This window comes from Rhodococcus sp. NPDC076796 (assembly GCF_040702765.1).
Lineage (GTDB): Bacteria > Actinomycetota > Actinomycetes > Mycobacteriales > Mycobacteriaceae > Rhodococcoides.
On the sequence record NZ_JBFBMS010000005.1, the window covers coordinates 82,722 to 99,907 of the forward strand.

Annotated in this window: 16 protein-coding genes; 13 read left to right on the forward strand and 3 right to left on the reverse strand. The window is 65.3% G+C overall.

Features of this window, described 5'->3' with window-relative positions; all coding sequences use genetic code 11:
* Window positions 1–33: 33 nt before the first annotated feature.
* The 3 genes from AB0366_RS17405 to AB0366_RS17415 form a co-directional block, all read right to left on the reverse strand.
* Window positions 34–1,908: a DUF222 domain-containing protein gene (locus AB0366_RS17405; RefSeq protein ID WP_366245005.1), complete on the reverse strand. Its 1,875-nt coding sequence runs from the start codon at window positions 1,906–1,908 to the stop codon at window positions 34–36.
* 181 nt (window positions 1,909–2,089) lie between these two features.
* Complete coding sequence (locus tag AB0366_RS17410) at window positions 2,090–2,488, reverse strand: ASCH domain-containing protein (protein WP_366245006.1); 399 nt, start codon at window positions 2,486–2,488, stop codon at window positions 2,090–2,092.
* Between the two features lie 7 nt (window positions 2,489–2,495).
* Window positions 2,496–3,548: an endonuclease/exonuclease/phosphatase family protein gene (locus AB0366_RS17415; RefSeq protein WP_366245187.1), complete on the reverse strand. Its 1,053-nt coding sequence runs from the start codon at window positions 3,546–3,548 to the stop codon at window positions 2,496–2,498.
* A gap of 100 nt (window positions 3,549–3,648) precedes the next feature.
* Between AB0366_RS17415 and AB0366_RS17420 the strand changes: the two genes are divergently transcribed.
* From AB0366_RS17420 to rpsL, 13 genes are all read left to right on the forward strand, one after another.
* On the forward strand, window positions 3,649–4,461 hold the full coding sequence (locus AB0366_RS17420; protein ID WP_366245007.1) for a TIGR03084 family metal-binding protein: 813 nt from the start codon (window positions 3,649–3,651) through the stop codon (window positions 4,459–4,461).
* Complete coding sequence (locus AB0366_RS17425) at window positions 4,458–6,152, forward strand: acyclic terpene utilization AtuA family protein (protein ID WP_366245008.1); 1,695 nt, start codon at window positions 4,458–4,460, stop codon at window positions 6,150–6,152. The genes AB0366_RS17420 and AB0366_RS17425 overlap by 4 nt, the downstream gene beginning before the upstream one ends.
* The gene (locus tag AB0366_RS17430) at window positions 6,149–7,297 is read left to right on the forward strand and encodes an acyl-CoA dehydrogenase family protein (RefSeq protein ID WP_366245009.1); all 1,149 of its coding nucleotides are present in this window, start codon (window positions 6,149–6,151) and stop codon (window positions 7,295–7,297) included. The genes AB0366_RS17425 and AB0366_RS17430 overlap by 4 nt, the downstream gene beginning before the upstream one ends.
* Window positions 7,294–8,892 (forward strand): carboxyl transferase domain-containing protein, encoded by a 1,599-nt coding sequence (locus AB0366_RS17435; RefSeq protein ID WP_366245010.1) that lies wholly within the window; start codon window positions 7,294–7,296, stop codon window positions 8,890–8,892. The genes AB0366_RS17430 and AB0366_RS17435 overlap by 4 nt, the downstream gene beginning before the upstream one ends.
* A gap of 4 nt (window positions 8,893–8,896) precedes the next feature.
* Window positions 8,897–10,861, forward strand: coding sequence for a biotin carboxylase N-terminal domain-containing protein (locus AB0366_RS17440; protein WP_366245011.1), 1,965 nt, complete (start codon window positions 8,897–8,899; stop codon window positions 10,859–10,861).
* Complete coding sequence (locus tag AB0366_RS17445; RefSeq protein WP_222081157.1) at window positions 10,858–12,018, forward strand: acyl-CoA dehydrogenase family protein; 1,161 nt, start codon at window positions 10,858–10,860, stop codon at window positions 12,016–12,018. Before AB0366_RS17440 ends, AB0366_RS17445 begins: the two co-directional genes overlap by 4 nt.
* Complete coding sequence (locus AB0366_RS17450; protein WP_128646416.1) at window positions 12,018–12,773, forward strand: enoyl-CoA hydratase family protein; 756 nt, start codon at window positions 12,018–12,020, stop codon at window positions 12,771–12,773. The genes AB0366_RS17445 and AB0366_RS17450 overlap by 1 nt, the downstream gene beginning before the upstream one ends.
* Before the next feature lie 20 nt (window positions 12,774–12,793).
* Window positions 12,794–13,417, forward strand: a complete 624-nt coding sequence (locus tag AB0366_RS17455) for a TetR/AcrR family transcriptional regulator (RefSeq protein WP_037191644.1) — start codon at window positions 12,794–12,796, stop codon at window positions 13,415–13,417.
* Between the two features lie 61 nt (window positions 13,418–13,478).
* Entirely contained in the window at window positions 13,479–14,885 is a 1,407-nt protein-coding gene (locus tag AB0366_RS17460) for a guanine deaminase (RefSeq protein ID WP_366245188.1), read from the forward strand.
* Window positions 14,886–14,927: 42 nt separating this feature from the next.
* Entirely contained in the window at window positions 14,928–15,455 is a 528-nt protein-coding gene (locus tag AB0366_RS17465) for a hypothetical protein (protein ID WP_366245012.1), read from the forward strand.
* A gap of 17 nt (window positions 15,456–15,472) precedes the next feature.
* Window positions 15,473–15,991 (forward strand): DUF3558 domain-containing protein, encoded by a 519-nt coding sequence (locus tag AB0366_RS17470; protein ID WP_366245013.1) that lies wholly within the window; start codon window positions 15,473–15,475, stop codon window positions 15,989–15,991.
* Window positions 15,988–16,515: a DUF3558 domain-containing protein gene (locus AB0366_RS17475; protein ID WP_121873360.1), complete on the forward strand. Its 528-nt coding sequence runs from the start codon at window positions 15,988–15,990 to the stop codon at window positions 16,513–16,515. The genes AB0366_RS17470 and AB0366_RS17475 overlap by 4 nt, the downstream gene beginning before the upstream one ends.
* 295 nt (window positions 16,516–16,810) lie before the next feature.
* Window positions 16,811–17,185, forward strand: a complete 375-nt coding sequence (gene rpsL / locus AB0366_RS17480; protein WP_008714048.1) for a 30S ribosomal protein S12 — start codon at window positions 16,811–16,813, stop codon at window positions 17,183–17,185.
* Window position 17,186: the final 1 nt, after the last annotated feature.

The window sequence follows — 17,186 nt, forward strand, 5'->3', positions numbered from 1 at the left end:
GGCGGAACGCCTGTGTGCACTTCTCGGGCTCGGTCAGAAGGGCGGTGGCTCGTCCTTGGGTGCCGAGGTGGGCATCGGGGTCGGGTGTGGTCCCGCCGGCCTCGGAGTCGACGAATCACGCTGATGCGCTGTCCCTCTCGGCTTCGAGTGGATCTTCGGTAGGTGGCTGAAGTCCGCGAGTTGCGTCGTGCCGGGAACGGTGACTGCGGTGGTGCCGGCATCGGAGATCCAGAACTCGACACCATCGGCGAGCATGACAGGAGTCCACAGGCCCATGGTCTTGAGGCTGTGGTGGTAGCGGCACAGGCAGTGCAGGTTGGTGTCGACGGTCCAGCCTCCCGTCGAGGGGTTGCGATGGAAATACGGGACGATGTGGTCGATCTCGCACTGCTGGGCCGGGACGTCGCAGCCAGAATGTCGGCAGGTGCGATCGCGATACCGAATACGTTCTGCAAGTGCAGTAGTGGGCCGATAGACGAGCGCTCCGGGTGGTGGCAGCACAAGACCGCCGTGCCCGTCCGGGTGCAGTGCGAGCCCGAGCGCGGGATCTGCGGCAATCGCGGCTTCGAGTTCGGCAACGAAGGTGTAGGTGCCGCGATACGGCGTGGCGACACAGCTGCTTCGCGGTGGTTGTGCGGACTCCTGCGCCCGCGGGGGCCGAGGAACAGAACCGCCGACGCGACGACGACCGCGGCCCAGCGGATGAAACACCACATGCGACCTGCTGCCCTCGGACCTGCTGTTCCTCGTCTTGCGTGCCTTCGATCCCCGGGGCTTCTTCCGGCCACCTCTCGATCCGCTGTGGTTCGATCGGCTGTGACTCGGCCCGCTGCTGCCGCTGCCGGCCCTGCTTACGGCACCCTTGTCTTCGGTGCCTGCGCCGTTCTCGGTGTCGGTGTCGGGGGTGAGGTCGAGGTCGATGAGTGATTCCAGGTCTTCGCCGTAACCGAGTGTCTCGGCAAGGTTGCGTGCCTCGGTGAGAAGAACCTGCCAGTGAGCGTTGTCGGCGAGTTCCCGGGCGTACTCGGCATCGATGGTGCCGTGCCCGGACAGGTGAGCAGGATTGGACAGCAGACCGGCGAGCGTGGCGAGGTCGACCGTGATCACCGTCAGCGGCGCACGCCGATCCGGGCGTGAGGTATCGGCCGTGCACGGGTTTTCCTCGGTAGGTTCGCACATGCATGCCATCGAAGACTCCTGTTGCAGCAGAGCGACATACGCGGCCGCACGCTTCTGCCCTCGGGTCCGTGAATCGCGCCGACAGACGGTGGCGGCCATCTCGTTGATGAGTTGCCAGGCAGCTGCGGCGTCGGACGCGGTGAGGTCGGCCTTCAGCGTCGACAGCACATCTTTGTCGGTGTACGTCACGTTGGTGTGCCGTTCCAAGTCCTTGCGTAGAGCGGCAGCCTGCTCGGGTGCGATGCGAAACATGATCGACCAGATTTCCGTCGCCAGCGGGCCCGGTGACAGGCGTCGTGCAGCGCACAGAACCTCGCCTTGGACGGCTGTCGCCGCGTCATGCGTCAGGTTGTGGGTACAACGGTAAATCGCGCGGACGCGAGGCAGATCGAGTTCCCCTGCCTCGAACGCGGCCGCGACGGCAGGAAGCCGAAGTCGAAGGTCCATACCGACCTCGGCGTATGTGTTCGCGACGGTCTTCGAGCAACCCAGGACGTGCGCAGTTTCGGACGCCGCATAGTTGCCCGCGTCCTGAATGACATCACCGACGAGGACGTTCTGATGAATACACGTATCCCAGATGGCGGCGGCCAGAGCGACCTTGCGAGCGCACGCCTGATTCTCCAGAATCGCGACGTCGCGGAGCTCGCCCAGCACTGCGCTGTCGATGTACGGCTTCGATTGTGGGCCGAGATAGGCCGCGAACCGACTGCGCGTCGATGTGGTCACTGTGTCATCGCCCCCCGGCAGATGGTCCAACAAAAAGTAGAACGTGCGTTCGATGGTACGCCCATGCGACACGTCCGTCAACACCAATAGTGTTGCGGCGAAACAGAATCGACGTGCACGCGCCTATACACCCACCCACCGACACGAAGTCTCGACCCTGACGCCGGGTCAGGGCGCGCGGTCACACGAGTGTGAACCGCTCCAGCACCACTTGGGTGTCGTCGTTCACGGTGAAGTGTGGATCGCCCAGTTCTTCGCGGACCTCCGCCGACTGCCAGAACCTCTCGTGCCCAGCCCGCCACTGCGCGACATCGATGTACCCTTCACCCTCGTCGAGGGCGTGGCGCAACGAAACGTCCTTCAGCGCAACGATATCGACCGCAGCAGTCTCGATGATTCCGACCACGACACCCGTCGAATCCACCACCGCGCCGCGTTCGCCGACTCTCGGCAGCTCCTCGTCGACATACTGCGCCAACAGGCTTGCTGTACTGGTCTTCTCGCCGGAAAGAACGGCCGCGACCAGGGCGTCCCGCAGAGGGCCGGGGTACGCGAATTCGACAATCGGTAGATCGGTCACGCACCCATCATATTTCGATGTCGGCCCATACCAATCGGTGGTCAGAGGGATGCTCGGCCTGATTCGGCCAATACACCTGCGAATCGATCACCGTCAGATCGTCCGAGGGCAACACGTAGTCCACCCGCAAGTCTCCCGGCGTCGGGTCGGCGAAATCTGCTGTGTCCGTGCCGTGTTCAGCCGAGGTGGGTGCCGGATCCTGAACCCGAGGAAGGTCGAGGACCTGCGCGATGGCACCGGCAACCGAATCGCCGTCGACCGGATCGCTGTTCTGATCGCCCAGCATGACGAACGACGCTCCGTCCTCCAGCCCGCCGCGCCCCCCGTTGTCGTCGTAGAGGTAGTCCGCACCCGAGATGTAGTCGGCACTGAGCCTGATCTCGTCGTGGTTGCGCTTGCCGTTGCGGTCTTCGGGTCCATCGAATGACGGGGGAGTGGGGTGCGACGCAAGCACGTGCAGCGTCTTCCCGTTCACGTCGATCGGCACGTCCCAGTGCGATTTGCTGGACAGTCGGAGCTGGTCGGACACGTCGCCGTAGTAGTCGCGCGGCAACAGCGAATCCGGCATGTCCTTCCACAGAAAATTCTGGAACGTGCGTACCGAATCGGTCGCGATCGGGAACTTCGAGTACACGACCATCCCGTACTGGCCCGGGAACTGGCCGAACCCCCAGGCGTCGCCCGGCCCGCCGAGCTCGCCGTCTCGGTCCAGGTCGAGTCCCGAATCGACGCCGGTGTTCACGGGCGCAGTGAAGAAGTGTGGGTACTGCCCGTCGAGGTAGTTGTCGTTGAACAAGGCCACTGCGTCGTCGCCCGAATAGTCGAACTCGTTGACCAGCAACACATCCGGTGAGTTCGCGGCGATCACATCGGCGACCGCGCTGGCCTGCGCGTCCTCGCCCTGCAAGTCGGTCACCAGTTGCCCGTCCACCGGCCGATTGAGGCTGGCATTGAACGTCGCCACCCGAATGCTCGACGGTGCATCCGTGGCGGCGTCCGTGGAAGAGCAACCGGCGGCCATGACGGCGAGGGTAACGGTGATGGCCACGAGTCTCGACATTCTCACGCTCGTCACCGTAGAGACGGCAAGCGAACACGAGGTTACGAATTAACAAGCAGGCGTGCTTGCTTTTTTCGGGACCTCCTGTGAAGCTGGGTTCATGGCAGACCTCGACCTTCTCGTCGACGACCTCCGCGCCGAGGGCAACGACCTCGATGCACTCGTGGCCGAGTTGACTCCGGAGCAATGGGCGGCACCGACACCGGCCGCGGGCTGGACCGTCGCGCACCAGATCGCGCATCTTTCCTGGACCGATCACGTCGCGGAGCGAACTACGTCCGCAGCGTCCGGCGATACCGAGGCCAAGGAGGAGTTCGCTCTCACTCTGAAGAAGGCATGGGAGAACCCCACCGGCTTCGTCGACGAGGCTGCCGAAGAAGAATCTCGTAACCCGAACCTCCTGAGCGAATGGCGAACCCGACGCACCGCCATGACGGACGCGCTGATGCAGGTGCCGTCCGGGACCAAGATCGACTGGTTCGGCCCCCCGATGAGTGCGGCGTCCATGGCCACAGCGCGTCTGATGGAGACCTGGGCGCACGGTCAGGATGTCGCCGACGCGGTGGGCGTCACCCGCGTTCCCACCGACCGAATCCGCGGAGTCGCGCACATCGGCGTCCGCACAAGGGATTTCGCTTACGCGGTCAACCAGCAGGCTCCGCCCACCGAACCGTTTCGAGTCGAGCTCACCGCGCCGTCGGGAGAGCGCTGGACCTGGGGACCCGAGAACGCCGACCAGCGGGTGAGCGGACCCGCACTCGACTTCTGCCTCCTCGTCACCCAGCGCGCTCACCGCGACGACCTCGGCATCCACGCCGAGGGAACCGATGCCGCGCACTGGCTCACCATCGCCCAAGCCTTTGCGGGCCCTCCCGGGGTCGGACGACCACAGTCAGGACGAGCGAAAGCATGACAGTACGAATCGGCAATTGTTCCGGCTTCTACGGAGACCGGCTGTCTGCGATGCGCGAGATGCTCGAGGGCGGCGAACTCGACTACCTCACGGGCGACTACCTCGCCGAGCTGACGATGCTCATTCTCGGCCGCGATCGGATGAAGGACGCGACCCGTGGTTACGCCAAAACCTTTCTGCGGCAGGCAGAAGACTGCCTGGGCTTGGCCCTGGACAAGGGTGTCAAGATCGTCGCCAACGCAGGCGGACTCAATCCCCGAGGCCTGGCCGAGGCGTTGGAGAAGCTGGACTCCGGCGCGAAGATCGCCTACGTCGACGGCGACGACCTCCTCGGCAGAGCGGCCGAACTCGGCCTCGGTAACCCGCTGACCGCAAATGCCTACCTCGGCGCGTGGGGCATCGTCGAATGCCTGAACTCCGGGGCGGACGTCGTCGTCACCGGACGCGTCACCGACGCCAGCGTCATCGTCGGACCTGCGGCAGCCCACTTCGGCTGGACCCCAACCGATTACGACGCGTTGGCCGGGGCCGTGATCGCCGGACACGTCATCGAATGCGGAACACAGGCGACGGGTGGCAACTACTCCTTCTTCACCGAAATCGCAGACATGTCCAGGCCCGGATTCCCCATCGCCGAGATCGAGTCCGATGGTTCGTCCGTCATCACCAAGCACGAGGGCACCGGCGGTGCCGTCAGCGTCGGTACCGTGACCGCTCAGCTGCTGTACGAAATCACCGGCGGGCGTTACGCGAACCCCGACGTCACCGCGCGCATCGACTCGGCGGTCCTCACTCAGGAATCCAGCGATCGGGTGACCATCACCGGCGTGACCGGCGAAGCGCCGCCTCCCACCTTGAAGGTGTCGCTCAACTCGCTCGGCGGCTTCCGCAACGAATTCACCATGGTGCTCACCGGTCTCGATATCGAGGCCAAAGCAGAGCTGGCGCAACGGCAATTCGAGTCCTGGCTCCCTGCGCGGCCGACCGAGCTGGCCTGGACCCTGGTCCGCACCGACAAGCCCGACGCCGCGACCGAGGAGACGGCCAGCGCCCTGCTGCGCTGTGTCGCCCGCGACAGCAACCCCGATGCCGTCGGACGTCAGTTCTCGGCGGTAGCAGTCGAACTGGCACTGGCCAGCTATCCCGGATTCTCGGTGACCGCGCCACCCGGAAACGGTGCGCCGTACGGAGTGTTCACGGCAGGCTTCGTCGACTCAGCCGAGGTACCGCACACCGCGCACCTGGCCGACGGGACCGAAACTTCCGTGGCTCCGTCGCAGCAGACGCAGGTACTGGAGCCCGTGAAAGAACCGGCGCTGCCGGCAACGCGAGCAGCCGAAGCGACCATCAGGCTTCCGCTCGGCACCATCGCCGCGGCCCGAAGCGGCGACAAGGGCGGCAACGCCAACGTCGGGGTCTGGGTTCGCACCGACGACGAATTCGCCTGGCTGGTCCACGCATTGACGGTCGAGACTCTGAAGCAGATGCTGCCCGAGGCCGAGCCGCTCACCGTCACCCGCCACGTTCTGCCCAATCTGCGGGCCGTGAACTTCGTCATCGAGGGCATCCTCGGCCAGGGCGTCGCATCGCAGGCCCGATTCGATCCACAGGCCAAGGGGCTCGGTGAGTGGCTGCGGTCGCGGCACATCGACATTCCCGAAACCCTCGCTTACAAGGGAGAACTCGTATGAGTATCTGGACGACGCCGGAGCGTCAGCAGCTTCGAAAGACCGTGCGCAGCTTCGTCGAACACGACATCGCACCGCACATGAATCAGTGGGAAGCCGACGGCGAGATTCCACGTGATCTGCACAAGAAGGCGGCGGCTCTCGGTCTGCTCGGAGCCGGCTTTGCCGAGGAGGTCGGTGGCAGCGGCGGGGATCTGGCCGACGCGGTCGTGATCTGCGAGGAAATGCATCAGGCAGGCGCGTCGGGTGGCTTGTTCGCATCGCTGTTCACCTGCGGAATTGCGTTGCCGCACTTGATTGCGGCCGGTGATCGGCAGCAGATCGAGAAGTGGGTCGAGCCCACGTTGGCGGGGGAGAAGATCGGCTCGCTGGCGATCACCGAGCCGGGTGGCGGTTCGGACGTCGGCCACCTCAGGACGAAGGCGGTCAAGGACGGCGATCACTACGTCGTCAACGGATCCAAGACGTACATCACCTCGGGGTGCCGAGCTGATTTCGTCGTCACTGCGGTACGTACCGGAGGCGAAGGCGCAGGCGGTGTCTCCTTGCTCGTCATCGAGAAGGGCACACCCGGGTTCGAGGTGACGAGCAAGCTCGACAAGATGGGTTGGCGCGCATCGGACACCGCGGAGCTGTCGTTCGTCGATGCCCGCGTCCCCGTCGCCAATCTCGTCGGCGCCGAGAACAGCGGCTTCGCGCAGATCGCGCAGGCATTTCTCACCGAGCGCATCGCCCTCGCCGCTCAGGCCTACGCCAGCGCTCAGCGATGCCTCGATCTCACTCTGCAGTGGGTCCGCGATCGCGAGACCTTCGGAAAGCCCCTCATCGCACGGCAATCCGTACAGAACACCGTCACCGAAATGGCTCGCAAGATCGACATCGCGCGGGTCTACACGCGATCCCTCGTCGAGAGGTCCATGGTTGAGAAGCACGACTTCATCGCCGAGGTCTGCTTCGCGAAGAACACCGCCGTCGAGTCCGGAGAGTGGGTCGCCAATCAGGCGGTACAGCTCTTCGGCGGGCTCGGCTACATGCGTGAGAGCGAGGTCGAGCGGCAGTACCGCGATATGCGCATCCTCGGCATCGGCGGCGGTACCACCGAAATCCTCACCGGGCTGGCAGCAAAACGATTGGGGTACCAAGCATGAGCGTGCTCAAGTCCACCCTCGACACCGCATCGGAGCAGTACACCGGAAGCGTCGAGGCGATGAACGCCAAACTCGGCGAGATCGACGCCGAGCACTCGAAGGCTCTGCTCGGTGGCGGTCAGAAGTACGTCGAGCGACACAAGAAGCGCGGCAAGCTTCTTGCGCGTGAACGCATCGAGTTGCTGATCGACGAGGACTCGGCATTTCTCGAACTGTGCCCACTCGCGGCCTGGGGCAGCGACTTTCCCGTCGGGGCCAGCACCGTCATGGGTATCGGCGTCGTCTGCGGAGTCGAATGCCTCATCGTGGCCAACGATCCGACGGTCCGCGGCGGATCCAGCAACCCGTGGACGCTGAAGAAAGGGTTCCGCGGCAACGACATCGCCACGCAGAACCGGCTTCCGGTGATCTCCCTGGTCGAATCCGGTGGAGCCGATCTGCCGACGCAGAAGGAGGTGTTCATCCCGGGTGGTCGCATGTTCCGTGATCTGACGCAGCTCTCGGCGGCGGGCATCCCCACGATCGCCCTGGTGTTCGGTAACTCCACCGCCGGTGGCGCGTACATCCCCGGCATGTCCGATCACGTCGTCATGGTCAAGGAACGCTCGAAGGTCTTCCTTGCCGGCCCGCCGCTGGTCAAGATGGCCACCGGCGAGGACTCGGACGACGAGTCGCTCGGTGGTGCCGAGATGCACGCCCGAAAGTCCGGTCTCGCAGACTACTTCGCCGTCGACGAGCAGGACGCGATTCGGATCGGACGCAGCATCGTCTCCCGATTGAACTGGAAGAAGAAGGGCCCCGAGCCCCGCGTCGAGGTCATCGAGCCACTGGCCGACCCCGAGGACCTGCTCGGTATCGTCCCCACGGACCTGAAGATTCCGTTCGACCCGCGCGAGGTCATCGCCCGCATCGTCGACGGTTCCGACTTCGACGAGTTCAAGCCCATGTACGGCGGATCGCTCGTCACCGGATGGGCCGAGCTGCACGGGTATCCGATCGGCATTCTTGCCAATGCCCGCGGTGTGCTCTTCAGCGAGGAATCGCAGAAGGCAACGCAGTTCATCCAGCTCGCCAATCGGTCGAACACCCCACTTCTGTTCCTGCACAACACCACCGGCTACATGGTCGGCAAGGAGTACGAGGAGGGCGGGATGATCAAGCACGGCTCGATGATGATCAACGCCGTGTCCAACTCCACGGTGCCGCACATCTCCATTCTGCTCGGTGCGTCGTACGGAGCAGGTCACTACGGCATGTGCGGGCGCGCGTTCGATCCGCGATTCCTGTTCGCGTGGCCGTCCAGCAAATCCGCCGTCATGGGCGGCGCGCAACTCGCAGGTGTCATCTCCATCGTCGGACGCGCCGCTGCCGAAGCTCGCGGACAAGCCTTCGACGCCGAGGCCGATGCCGGAATGCGCGCGATGATCGAAGGCCAGATCGAGGCCGAGTCGATGCCGATGTTCCTCTCCGGACGCCTGTACGACGACGGCGTCATCGACCCCCGTGATACCCGCACGGTGGTGGGAATGTGCCTGTCGGCCATCGCCACCGCCCCGATCGAAGGCACCGCCAACTTCGGTGTCTTCCGGATGTGACGCCATGACCATAACGTCCGTTCTCGTAGCCAACCGCGGCGAAATCGCCCGACGCGTCTTCACCACCTGCCGCGCCGAGGGCATCGACACCGTAGCGGTGTTCTCCGACGCCGACGCGAACTCCCCGCACGTGCGTGAGGCCGATACGGCAGTGCGTCTACCCGGCAACAGTTCGGCCGAGACGTACCTGCGCGGCGAGCTCGTGATCGCGGCAGCTGCGGCCGCCGGAGCGGACGCCGTGCATCCGGGATACGGGTTCCTTTCCGAGAACTCCGATTTCGCGCAGCAGGTGCAGAACGCCGGCCTGACCTGGATCGGGCCGCCCGTCAAGGCCATCGAACTGATGGGCTCGAAGGTCGAGTCCAAGAAGATGATGGCCGACGCCGGAGTTCCGGTGCTGACCCAGCTCGATCCCGGGTCGGTCACCGAGAACGAACTGCCGGTGCTGATCAAGGCCTCCGCGGGCGGCGGCGGGCGCGGCATGCGCATCGTGCGCAACCTCGAGAACCTGGAGTCGGAGCTCGAAGCGGCAGGGCGCGAGGCACTCTCGGCCTTCGGCGACGGAACGGTGTTCGTCGAGCGGTACATCGAGACCGGTCGACACATCGAAGTGCAGGTCATGGCAGACCGATTCGGCACGGTGTGGACGGTGGGCGAGCGTGAGTGCTCGATCCAACGCAGGCATCAGAAGGTCGTCGAGGAGGCGCCGTCGCCGCTCGTCGAACGCATCGACGGCATGCGCGAGAAGCTCTTCCACGCGGCGACACTGGCCACCGAGGCCATCGGCTACGAGGGTGCGGGCACCGTCGAATTCCTCGCCGACGAGAAGGGCAACTTCTTCTTCCTCGAGATGAACACCCGTCTGCAGGTGGAGCACCCGGTCACCGAATGCACAACCGGACTCGACCTGGTGGCCTTGCAGATCAGGGTCGCCGCGGGGGAGCGGTTGCCCGCCGAGCAACCCAAGACGCGTGGACACTCCATCGAAGTTCGCCTCTACGCGGAGGATCCGGCTCAGGACTGGCAGCCGCAGAGCGGTGCCGTGCACCGATTCGAGATCCCCGGTGCGCAGTTCGAGGTGCTGGACAAGTCCGGCATCAGAGTCGATTCAGGTGTCGAGACCGGCAGCGTGGTGGGCACTCACTACGACCCGATGCTCGCGAAGGTCATCTCGTTCGCGCCGACGCGGGATCAGGCTGCGAATCTACTGGCGAAAGCGTTGCAGAAGGCCACCGTTCACGGCCTGAAGACCAACCGCGATCTGCTGGTCAACATCCTGCGACATCCGGCGTTCCTGGCCGGGGACACCGACACGGCGTTCTTCGACACGCACGGACTCGATGTCCTGGCTCGGCCGATCGCACACGGCCGTGCCCAGGAACTGTCGGCTCTCGCAGCAGCTTTGGCCGACGCAGCGAGCAACGTCGAGCGAGCGCGGGTGAACCGGGGTCTGCCCGGCGGCTGGCGCAATCTGCGGTCTCAACCGCAGCGCAAGACCTACAACGACATCACCGTCGAATATTCGATCGGGCGCAGCGGACTCACCTCCTCGGTGGACGGCGTCGAACTGATTCAGCACACGCCGACCTCGGTGACGCTCGACGACAACGGCATTCGTCGCATCTTCGAGGTGAGCAGCTACGGATCGGATGTCTTCGTCGATTCCGCACTGGGTCCGGTCAGGTTGATCAAGGCCCAGCGGTTCACCGATCCCACGGACGAGGTCGCGGCGGGTTCGCTGCTCGCACCGATGCCGGGCAGCGTCATCAGAATCGCTGCGGCGCAGGGCGATACCGTCACCGCCGGCCAGCCGATCCTGTGGCTCGAGGCGATGAAGATGGAACACACGGTGACCGCACCCGCAGACGGTGTCCTCACCGAACTGAACGTCACAGAAGGTCAACAGGTCGAAGTCGGCGCAGTTCTGGCCGTGGTCACCGAAAAGACAGAAGGAGCGGAGCAATCATGAGTTTCATCGAGACCGAAGAGCAGAAGGGACTGCGCAACGCAGTCTCGTCACTGGGCAAGCGCTACAACTACATCGACTACGTCCTGCCCAAGGCGCGCAAGGGTGAGCCGCTGACCGAACTGTGGAACGAGGCGGGCAAACTCGGCTTCCTCGGCGTCAATCTGCCCGAGGAGTACGGCGGCGGTGGCGCAGGCATCTACGAACTCGCGCTCGTGCAGGAGGAGTTGGCCGCGCACGGAGCCGGTCTGCTGCTGGTCGTCGTCAGCCCGGCCATCTGCGGCACCATCATCGGCAAGTACGGCACGGCCGATCAGAAGCAGGAGTGGCTCACCGCTCTCGCCGACGGGTCCAAGATCATGGTCTTCGGCATTACCGAACCCGACGCCGGATCCAACTCGCACCAGATCACCACCACGGCGCGTCGTGACGGGGACGAGTGGATTCTCAAGGGCAACAAGATCTACATCTCCGGCGTGGATCAGGCCGACGCCGTGTTGATCGTTGCGCGGACCGAGGATTCCAAGACGGGCAAGCTCAAGCCGGCCCTGTTCATCGTCCCCACGGACGCTCCGGGTCTGCAGAAGACGCAGATGGAGATGGACATCGTCGAGCCCGATCATCAGTTCGTGCTGTTCCTCGACGACGTCAGGCTCCCCGCCGAGGCGCTCGTCGGCGAGGCCGACGCCGCCCTGATGCAGCTGTTCGCGGGACTGAACCCCGAGCGCATTCTCGGTGCCGCGATGGCCATCGGAATGGGTCGGTACGCCATCGACGCAGCGGTGAAGTACGCCAAGGAGCGCACCGTCTGGAAGACGCCGATCGGAGCCCATCAGGGTCTCGCGCATCCGTTGGCGCAGTGCAAGATCGAACTCGAACTCGCCAAGCTGATGATGCAGAAGGCCGCGGTGCTCTACGACTCCGGCGACGACTTCGGCGCTGCCGAGGCGGCCAACATGGCGAAATACGCTGCGGCCGAGGCCAGTATCAAGGCGCTGGATCAGGCGATCCAGACCCACGGTGGAGCCGGCCTGAGCAGTGAGTACGGCTTGGCTGCGATGCTCGGGGCCGCCCGCATCGCCCGTGTCGCGCCGGTGAGTCGGGAGATGATCCTCAACTTCGTGAGCCAGCACTCGCTCGGATTGCCGAGAAGCTACTGATGGCCGTTCTCGTCGAGTCGGGCAAGGACACAGCGTATTTGACGTTGGATTCGCCGGAGAACCGGAACGCGCTGTCGTCGGTGTTGGTCGAGGAGCTGACAGCGGGCCTCATCGCTGCAGCGCACGACGACGACGTCAGAACGATCGTGCTCGGCCACACCGGCACCACGTTCTGTGCCGGAGCCGACCTCCGCGAAGCCGGATCATCACCGGAACTGCGCACCCGCCAGATGCTCGACCTGATGCGGTTGATCATCGACACCCCGAAACCCGTCGTCGTGCAGATCGACGGACATGTGCGGGCAGGTGGAATGGGGCTGGTCGCGGCCTGCGATATCGCGGTCGCCGGACCCCAGAGTTCGTTCGCGCTGACGGAGGTTCGCCTCGGCCTGGCCGCATCGGTCATCTCGGTGGCCGTGCTGCCGCGGCTTTCGTCCCGTGCGGCGAGTCGCTATTTCCTCACCGGGGAGACGTTCGACGGTGCCACCGCCGAGGCGATCGGTCTGGTCACCGTGGCCGACGCCGTTCCCGCGGCAGCGGTGGCCGACTACATGATCATGTTTCGGAAGTGTTCGCCGCAGGGCCTCGCCGAGTCGAAACTCCTCACCACGGCCGCGATCCGGCGCGAGATCGACGAGCGCGGTACGGCCGTCGCCGAGCAGTCGGCCAGGCTCTTTGCGTCCGACGAGGCCCGAGAGGGGATGATGTCCTTTCTGGAGAAGAGGCCCCCGTCCTGGGCGGCCGAGCGTCGGTAGGAGGGAGTACGGCGATGGTGATGGCGCGCGAACCCAAGCAGGACCGCAGTAGGGTGACGCGTCAGCGACTGCTCGAGGCGACGATCGATTCGCTCGCCGAGCAGGGCTGGGTTGCAACGACGGTCGGAGTGGTCGCCGAACGTGCAGGCGTCTCCCGCGGCGCCACCCAGCATCATTTCCCGACGCGTGAGGACCTGATCACCGGAGCGCTCGAGTACATGTTCGACACTCGGATGGACAGCGCTCGCCGCGAGGCGCAGGAGATTCCGGCAGGCCCCGGCCGGACGAAACTGGTGGTGGAGCGGCTCGTCGAGTACTACACCGGACCGATGTTCAAAGCGGCACTGCAGGTCTGGACCGCGGCCTCGGCCGACCCCGAGTTGCGCGATCGGATCGTTCCTCTCGAAGAACGGTTCGGTCGTCGTGCCCACAAGATGGCCGTCGAGAACCTCGGGGTCGACGACAACGATCCCGTCACCCACCGTCTCGTTCAGGCAACCCTCGACCTCGCCCGCGGATTGGGTCTGGCCGATGTGCTCACCGACGACGCACGACGACGTGCCGAGGTCGTGCGCTCGTGGGCAGAGGTATTGGATGCGTCGTTGAACGCGCGGCTGTCCGCCGCAGGAGCGGGAGTGCAGTAGAGATCCGCACGATCTGCAGTTCCGATCGACCTGTGCTTGAGTCTGGCGGGTGACTTCCGAAATCGCACGCGTGCACCGCGGCCACATCTTTCACGTCGCTGGATCGCCCACCGTGGTGGACGCCGCTGCCGCGCTGGTGTCGATTCCCGACGGTGCCCTCGTGGTCGGCGACAACGGCATCATCGAGTTCTGCGGTGAGTTCGACTCTCTCCCAAACCGATTCGCGCAGGTGTCGATCGCCGACCATCGGCCCGGGTTCCTACTGCCGGGATTCGTCGACACGCACATTCACTTCCCACAGACCTACGCCGGGGATTCCTACGGCGGCGGGCAACTCCTCGAGTGGCTGAACACGTGCATCTTTCCGTCCGAGTCCCGCTTCGCCGATCCCGAGTTCGCTGCCGCTGCGGCCAGAGATTTCTGCGCCGCGCGAATCCGGGCCGGAACCACGCAGGCGATGGTGTTCGGATCGGCGTTCCCGCACGCGCAGGACTCGCTGTTCTCCGAGACCGAGAAGCACGGGCTGCGCATCGTCAGTGGCCGCGGGGTCCAGACCACCGGCCCGGCGTCGGCGCAGGCCCTGATCACCGGTGAGGACGAGGCCATCCGGCTCGTGTCCGAGGAGATCGAGAAGTGGCACGCAGCCGACACCGGCGATGTCGACACGGCGATGCTGCACGTGGCCGTCGTACCGCGGTTCTCGCTCTCGGTGACGACGGAGACGCTGAAGAACCTCGGCGAGCTCTACGATTCCGTCCGCGCGCGAGGTGTCTACTTCCACACACACCTGAACGAGAACAACCGGCCGGGGACCGGCGAAATCGACGCCACCAAGAACGCCTACGGGGTGCAGACGTACCTCGACACCTACGACGGCAAGTTCCTGCCGGGCTCGCAGGTCGGTGGAAAGAGCTTCCTGGGTCGGCGCACCATCCTGGCGCACGCGGTGCACTGTCAGGACGTCGAACTCGCGCGAATGGCAGAGACCGGCACGTCCATCGCGCACTGTCCCACCTCGCAGCAGTTCCTGGGCTCGGGCACGATGCCGTGGAAGCGAACCGTCGCCGCGGGGGTGAACATCGCCATCGGCTCGGACTTCGGCGGCGGTGACGAATGGTTGCTGCCGCAGGTCCTCGCCGATGCGTTCAAGGTGCACATCTCCGAGGCCGGTGACGCCGGACTGTCCCTGCATCCCGCCGAATTGCTGTTCACCGGAACCCTCGCCGGGGCACGAGCGCTGGACATGGAGAACCGAATCGGCAATTTCGACGCGGGCAAGGAAGCGGACTTCGTCGTGGTCGATCCGTCCGCGTGGCCGCAGCTGGCGGCGGCAGTCGACCACGGCGTCCGTGCCGACGACCCCGAGCTCGCCCGCGACCAGACCCTGTTCGCTCTGCTGATGGCGATGCGCGAGCCCGCCATCGTCGGCGTCTACGTCCAGGGCCGGAAGCTCGCCGCTTCGCGGTAACGTATGGCGACTCGCTTCCAAAGGATCAGGAGACACACAGGTATGGCTCGTCGGACTCGATTCGGTCTACTCGCAGCTGCATTCGCGGCTGTGGGCACCATGGCCCTCGCGCCGGTCGCGCAGGCCCAACCGCCCGCCGATGCGCCGCCTGCACCCGCCGAGAACGCGCCTGCACCCCCGCCGGGACCGGCTCCCGTCCCCGTTCTGCAGATCCCCAACCTCGGGGTCACCGTCGGCGGACTCGTCGTGCCGGATCAGTGGATCGGCACGATCGAGGTCGCCAGCACCGAGACGCCGGGACTGACCCACATCTGGGGCCGCGCCGCCGAGCCGCGGATCTGCACGTCCTACCAGAACTTCGCCAGCCTGCAGGTCGACTTCGTCAACATCGCCAACGGACGCACCGGGTCGGTGAACGCACCGATCTGCCAGCAGGGCAACGGCGTGTTCGAGCCCGCGGGGCCGGTCGTCGCCGATACCGGCAGCGGCCCGGTCCTGTTCACCGCACACGTCCTCGCCTACGGCATCCTGTTCGACATTCCCGGCGTCGGCGGATTCTCGGCCCCGTAGATGTGAGCCCCTGGCAGATGACGAGACGGTTCGCGATGGTCGCGGCGGCAACAGCTGTGCTGATCGCCGGGTGCGGCGGTGCGGAGGACGACGCTGCGTCGACGGAGGACGCTGCCCCGACCAGCGCGGCATACGAACCCGGCCCCTTCTTCGGCGAATGCGGATCGATCACCGACGCCGAGGTGCAGTCCGCGTTCGGCGCGGGCCCGTTCGGACAGGTCACCCGCAATTCCGTCGGTTGCCAGTGGGAGACGGTCGGATTCGGCGGACCCGGCGTCAGCTTCTCCTGGTACCGCGGCAGCCCCATAGGACGCGAACGCGCCGGTTCCGAGCTGATCGGCCGTCCGGCCAAGGACATCGAGATCGACGGCAACCCCGGATTCGAGGCCGAGCAGGACACTCTGTGCGAAATAGGTGTGCAGTTCGGCGACGACTTCTTCCACTGGTCGATCACCTACTCCTTCGGACCTGCGGCGCGCCCGCCGTGCGACGTCGGAAACGAACTCGCGACGCTGACAGTGGAGCGCAAACAATGACGCGCAGGCGAGTGATCGCGGCGGCGTCGACCCTGTTGCTCGTCGCCGGATGCGCCCAGACCGTCGAGGGAACCGCGAGACCGGCGAGCTTCGCCGGCTCCGGTGGCCAAGAATTCACCGAATTGTTGACCGAGTGCGATGCCGTCTCCGACGACCAGATCGCCGAGACCACCGGAGCCGACGCCATCGAACGCGGCTTCTTCGGGGCCATCTGCCGGTGGGATCTCGTCGGTTCCGCGGGCACGGTGAAGGTGACGTTCAACTGGTTCGAGTCCGGCACTCTGGCGGCCGAGCGGGCCGCCGACGAGAAGATGATGTACACCGTCACCGACACAACGGTGCAGGGCCGCAAGGCAATCCAGGCCCAGCGCCCGAACGACCCCGACTCGTGCGGGGTCTCGGCCGGTGCCGATCGGGACGGCATCTTCGGGTGGTGGGTGCAGTACCAGCCGGACACCGCTCATCCCGATCCGTGCCAGGCCGCGGCGAAGCTCGCCGATCTCACGCTGAACCTCAGCCGATAGCCCGCGTACCCACGCGAGGGGTGTTTTGACCCGAGGTGACGCCGCCGGGTATCGTTATGGGTCGTGTCCGGCCTGGCCGGAACGTTTGTGTGCCTATGCGAGGTACAGCCGTGCGCACGTTCGCTGAAAAGAGCGCGCAACCGGCTGGACGTGTGGGGGTATGCGACACACCCGACCGCGGGGTGCAAGAGACCCGCGATAGCAGTACTGGAGCAGCAGCAGTACCGGGTGAGGAGCAGTGTTCTCTTGCTCCAACTGCTAGATCCCTGTTTATCGACACGAAGAAAGCCGGTTTATGCCAACGATCAACCAGCTGGTCCGTAAGGGACGCACCGACAAGGTCGCGAAACTGAAGACCGCTGCCCTCAAGGGCAGTCCACAGCGCCGTGGCGTGTGCACTCGCGTGTACACCACCACCCCCAAGAAGCCGAACTCCGCTCTCCGTAAGGTCGCGCGTGTTCGCCTGACCTCCTCGGTCGAGGTCACCGCATACATCCCCGGTGAGGGTCACAACCTGCAGGAGCACTCGATGGTGCTCGTTCGCGGTGGTCGTGTGAAGGACCTCCCGGGTGTGCGTTACAAGATCATCCGCGGCTCGCTCGACACCCAGGGTGTCAAGAACCGCAAGCAGGCTCGCAGCCGCTACGGAGCCAAGAAGGAGAAGAGCTGAT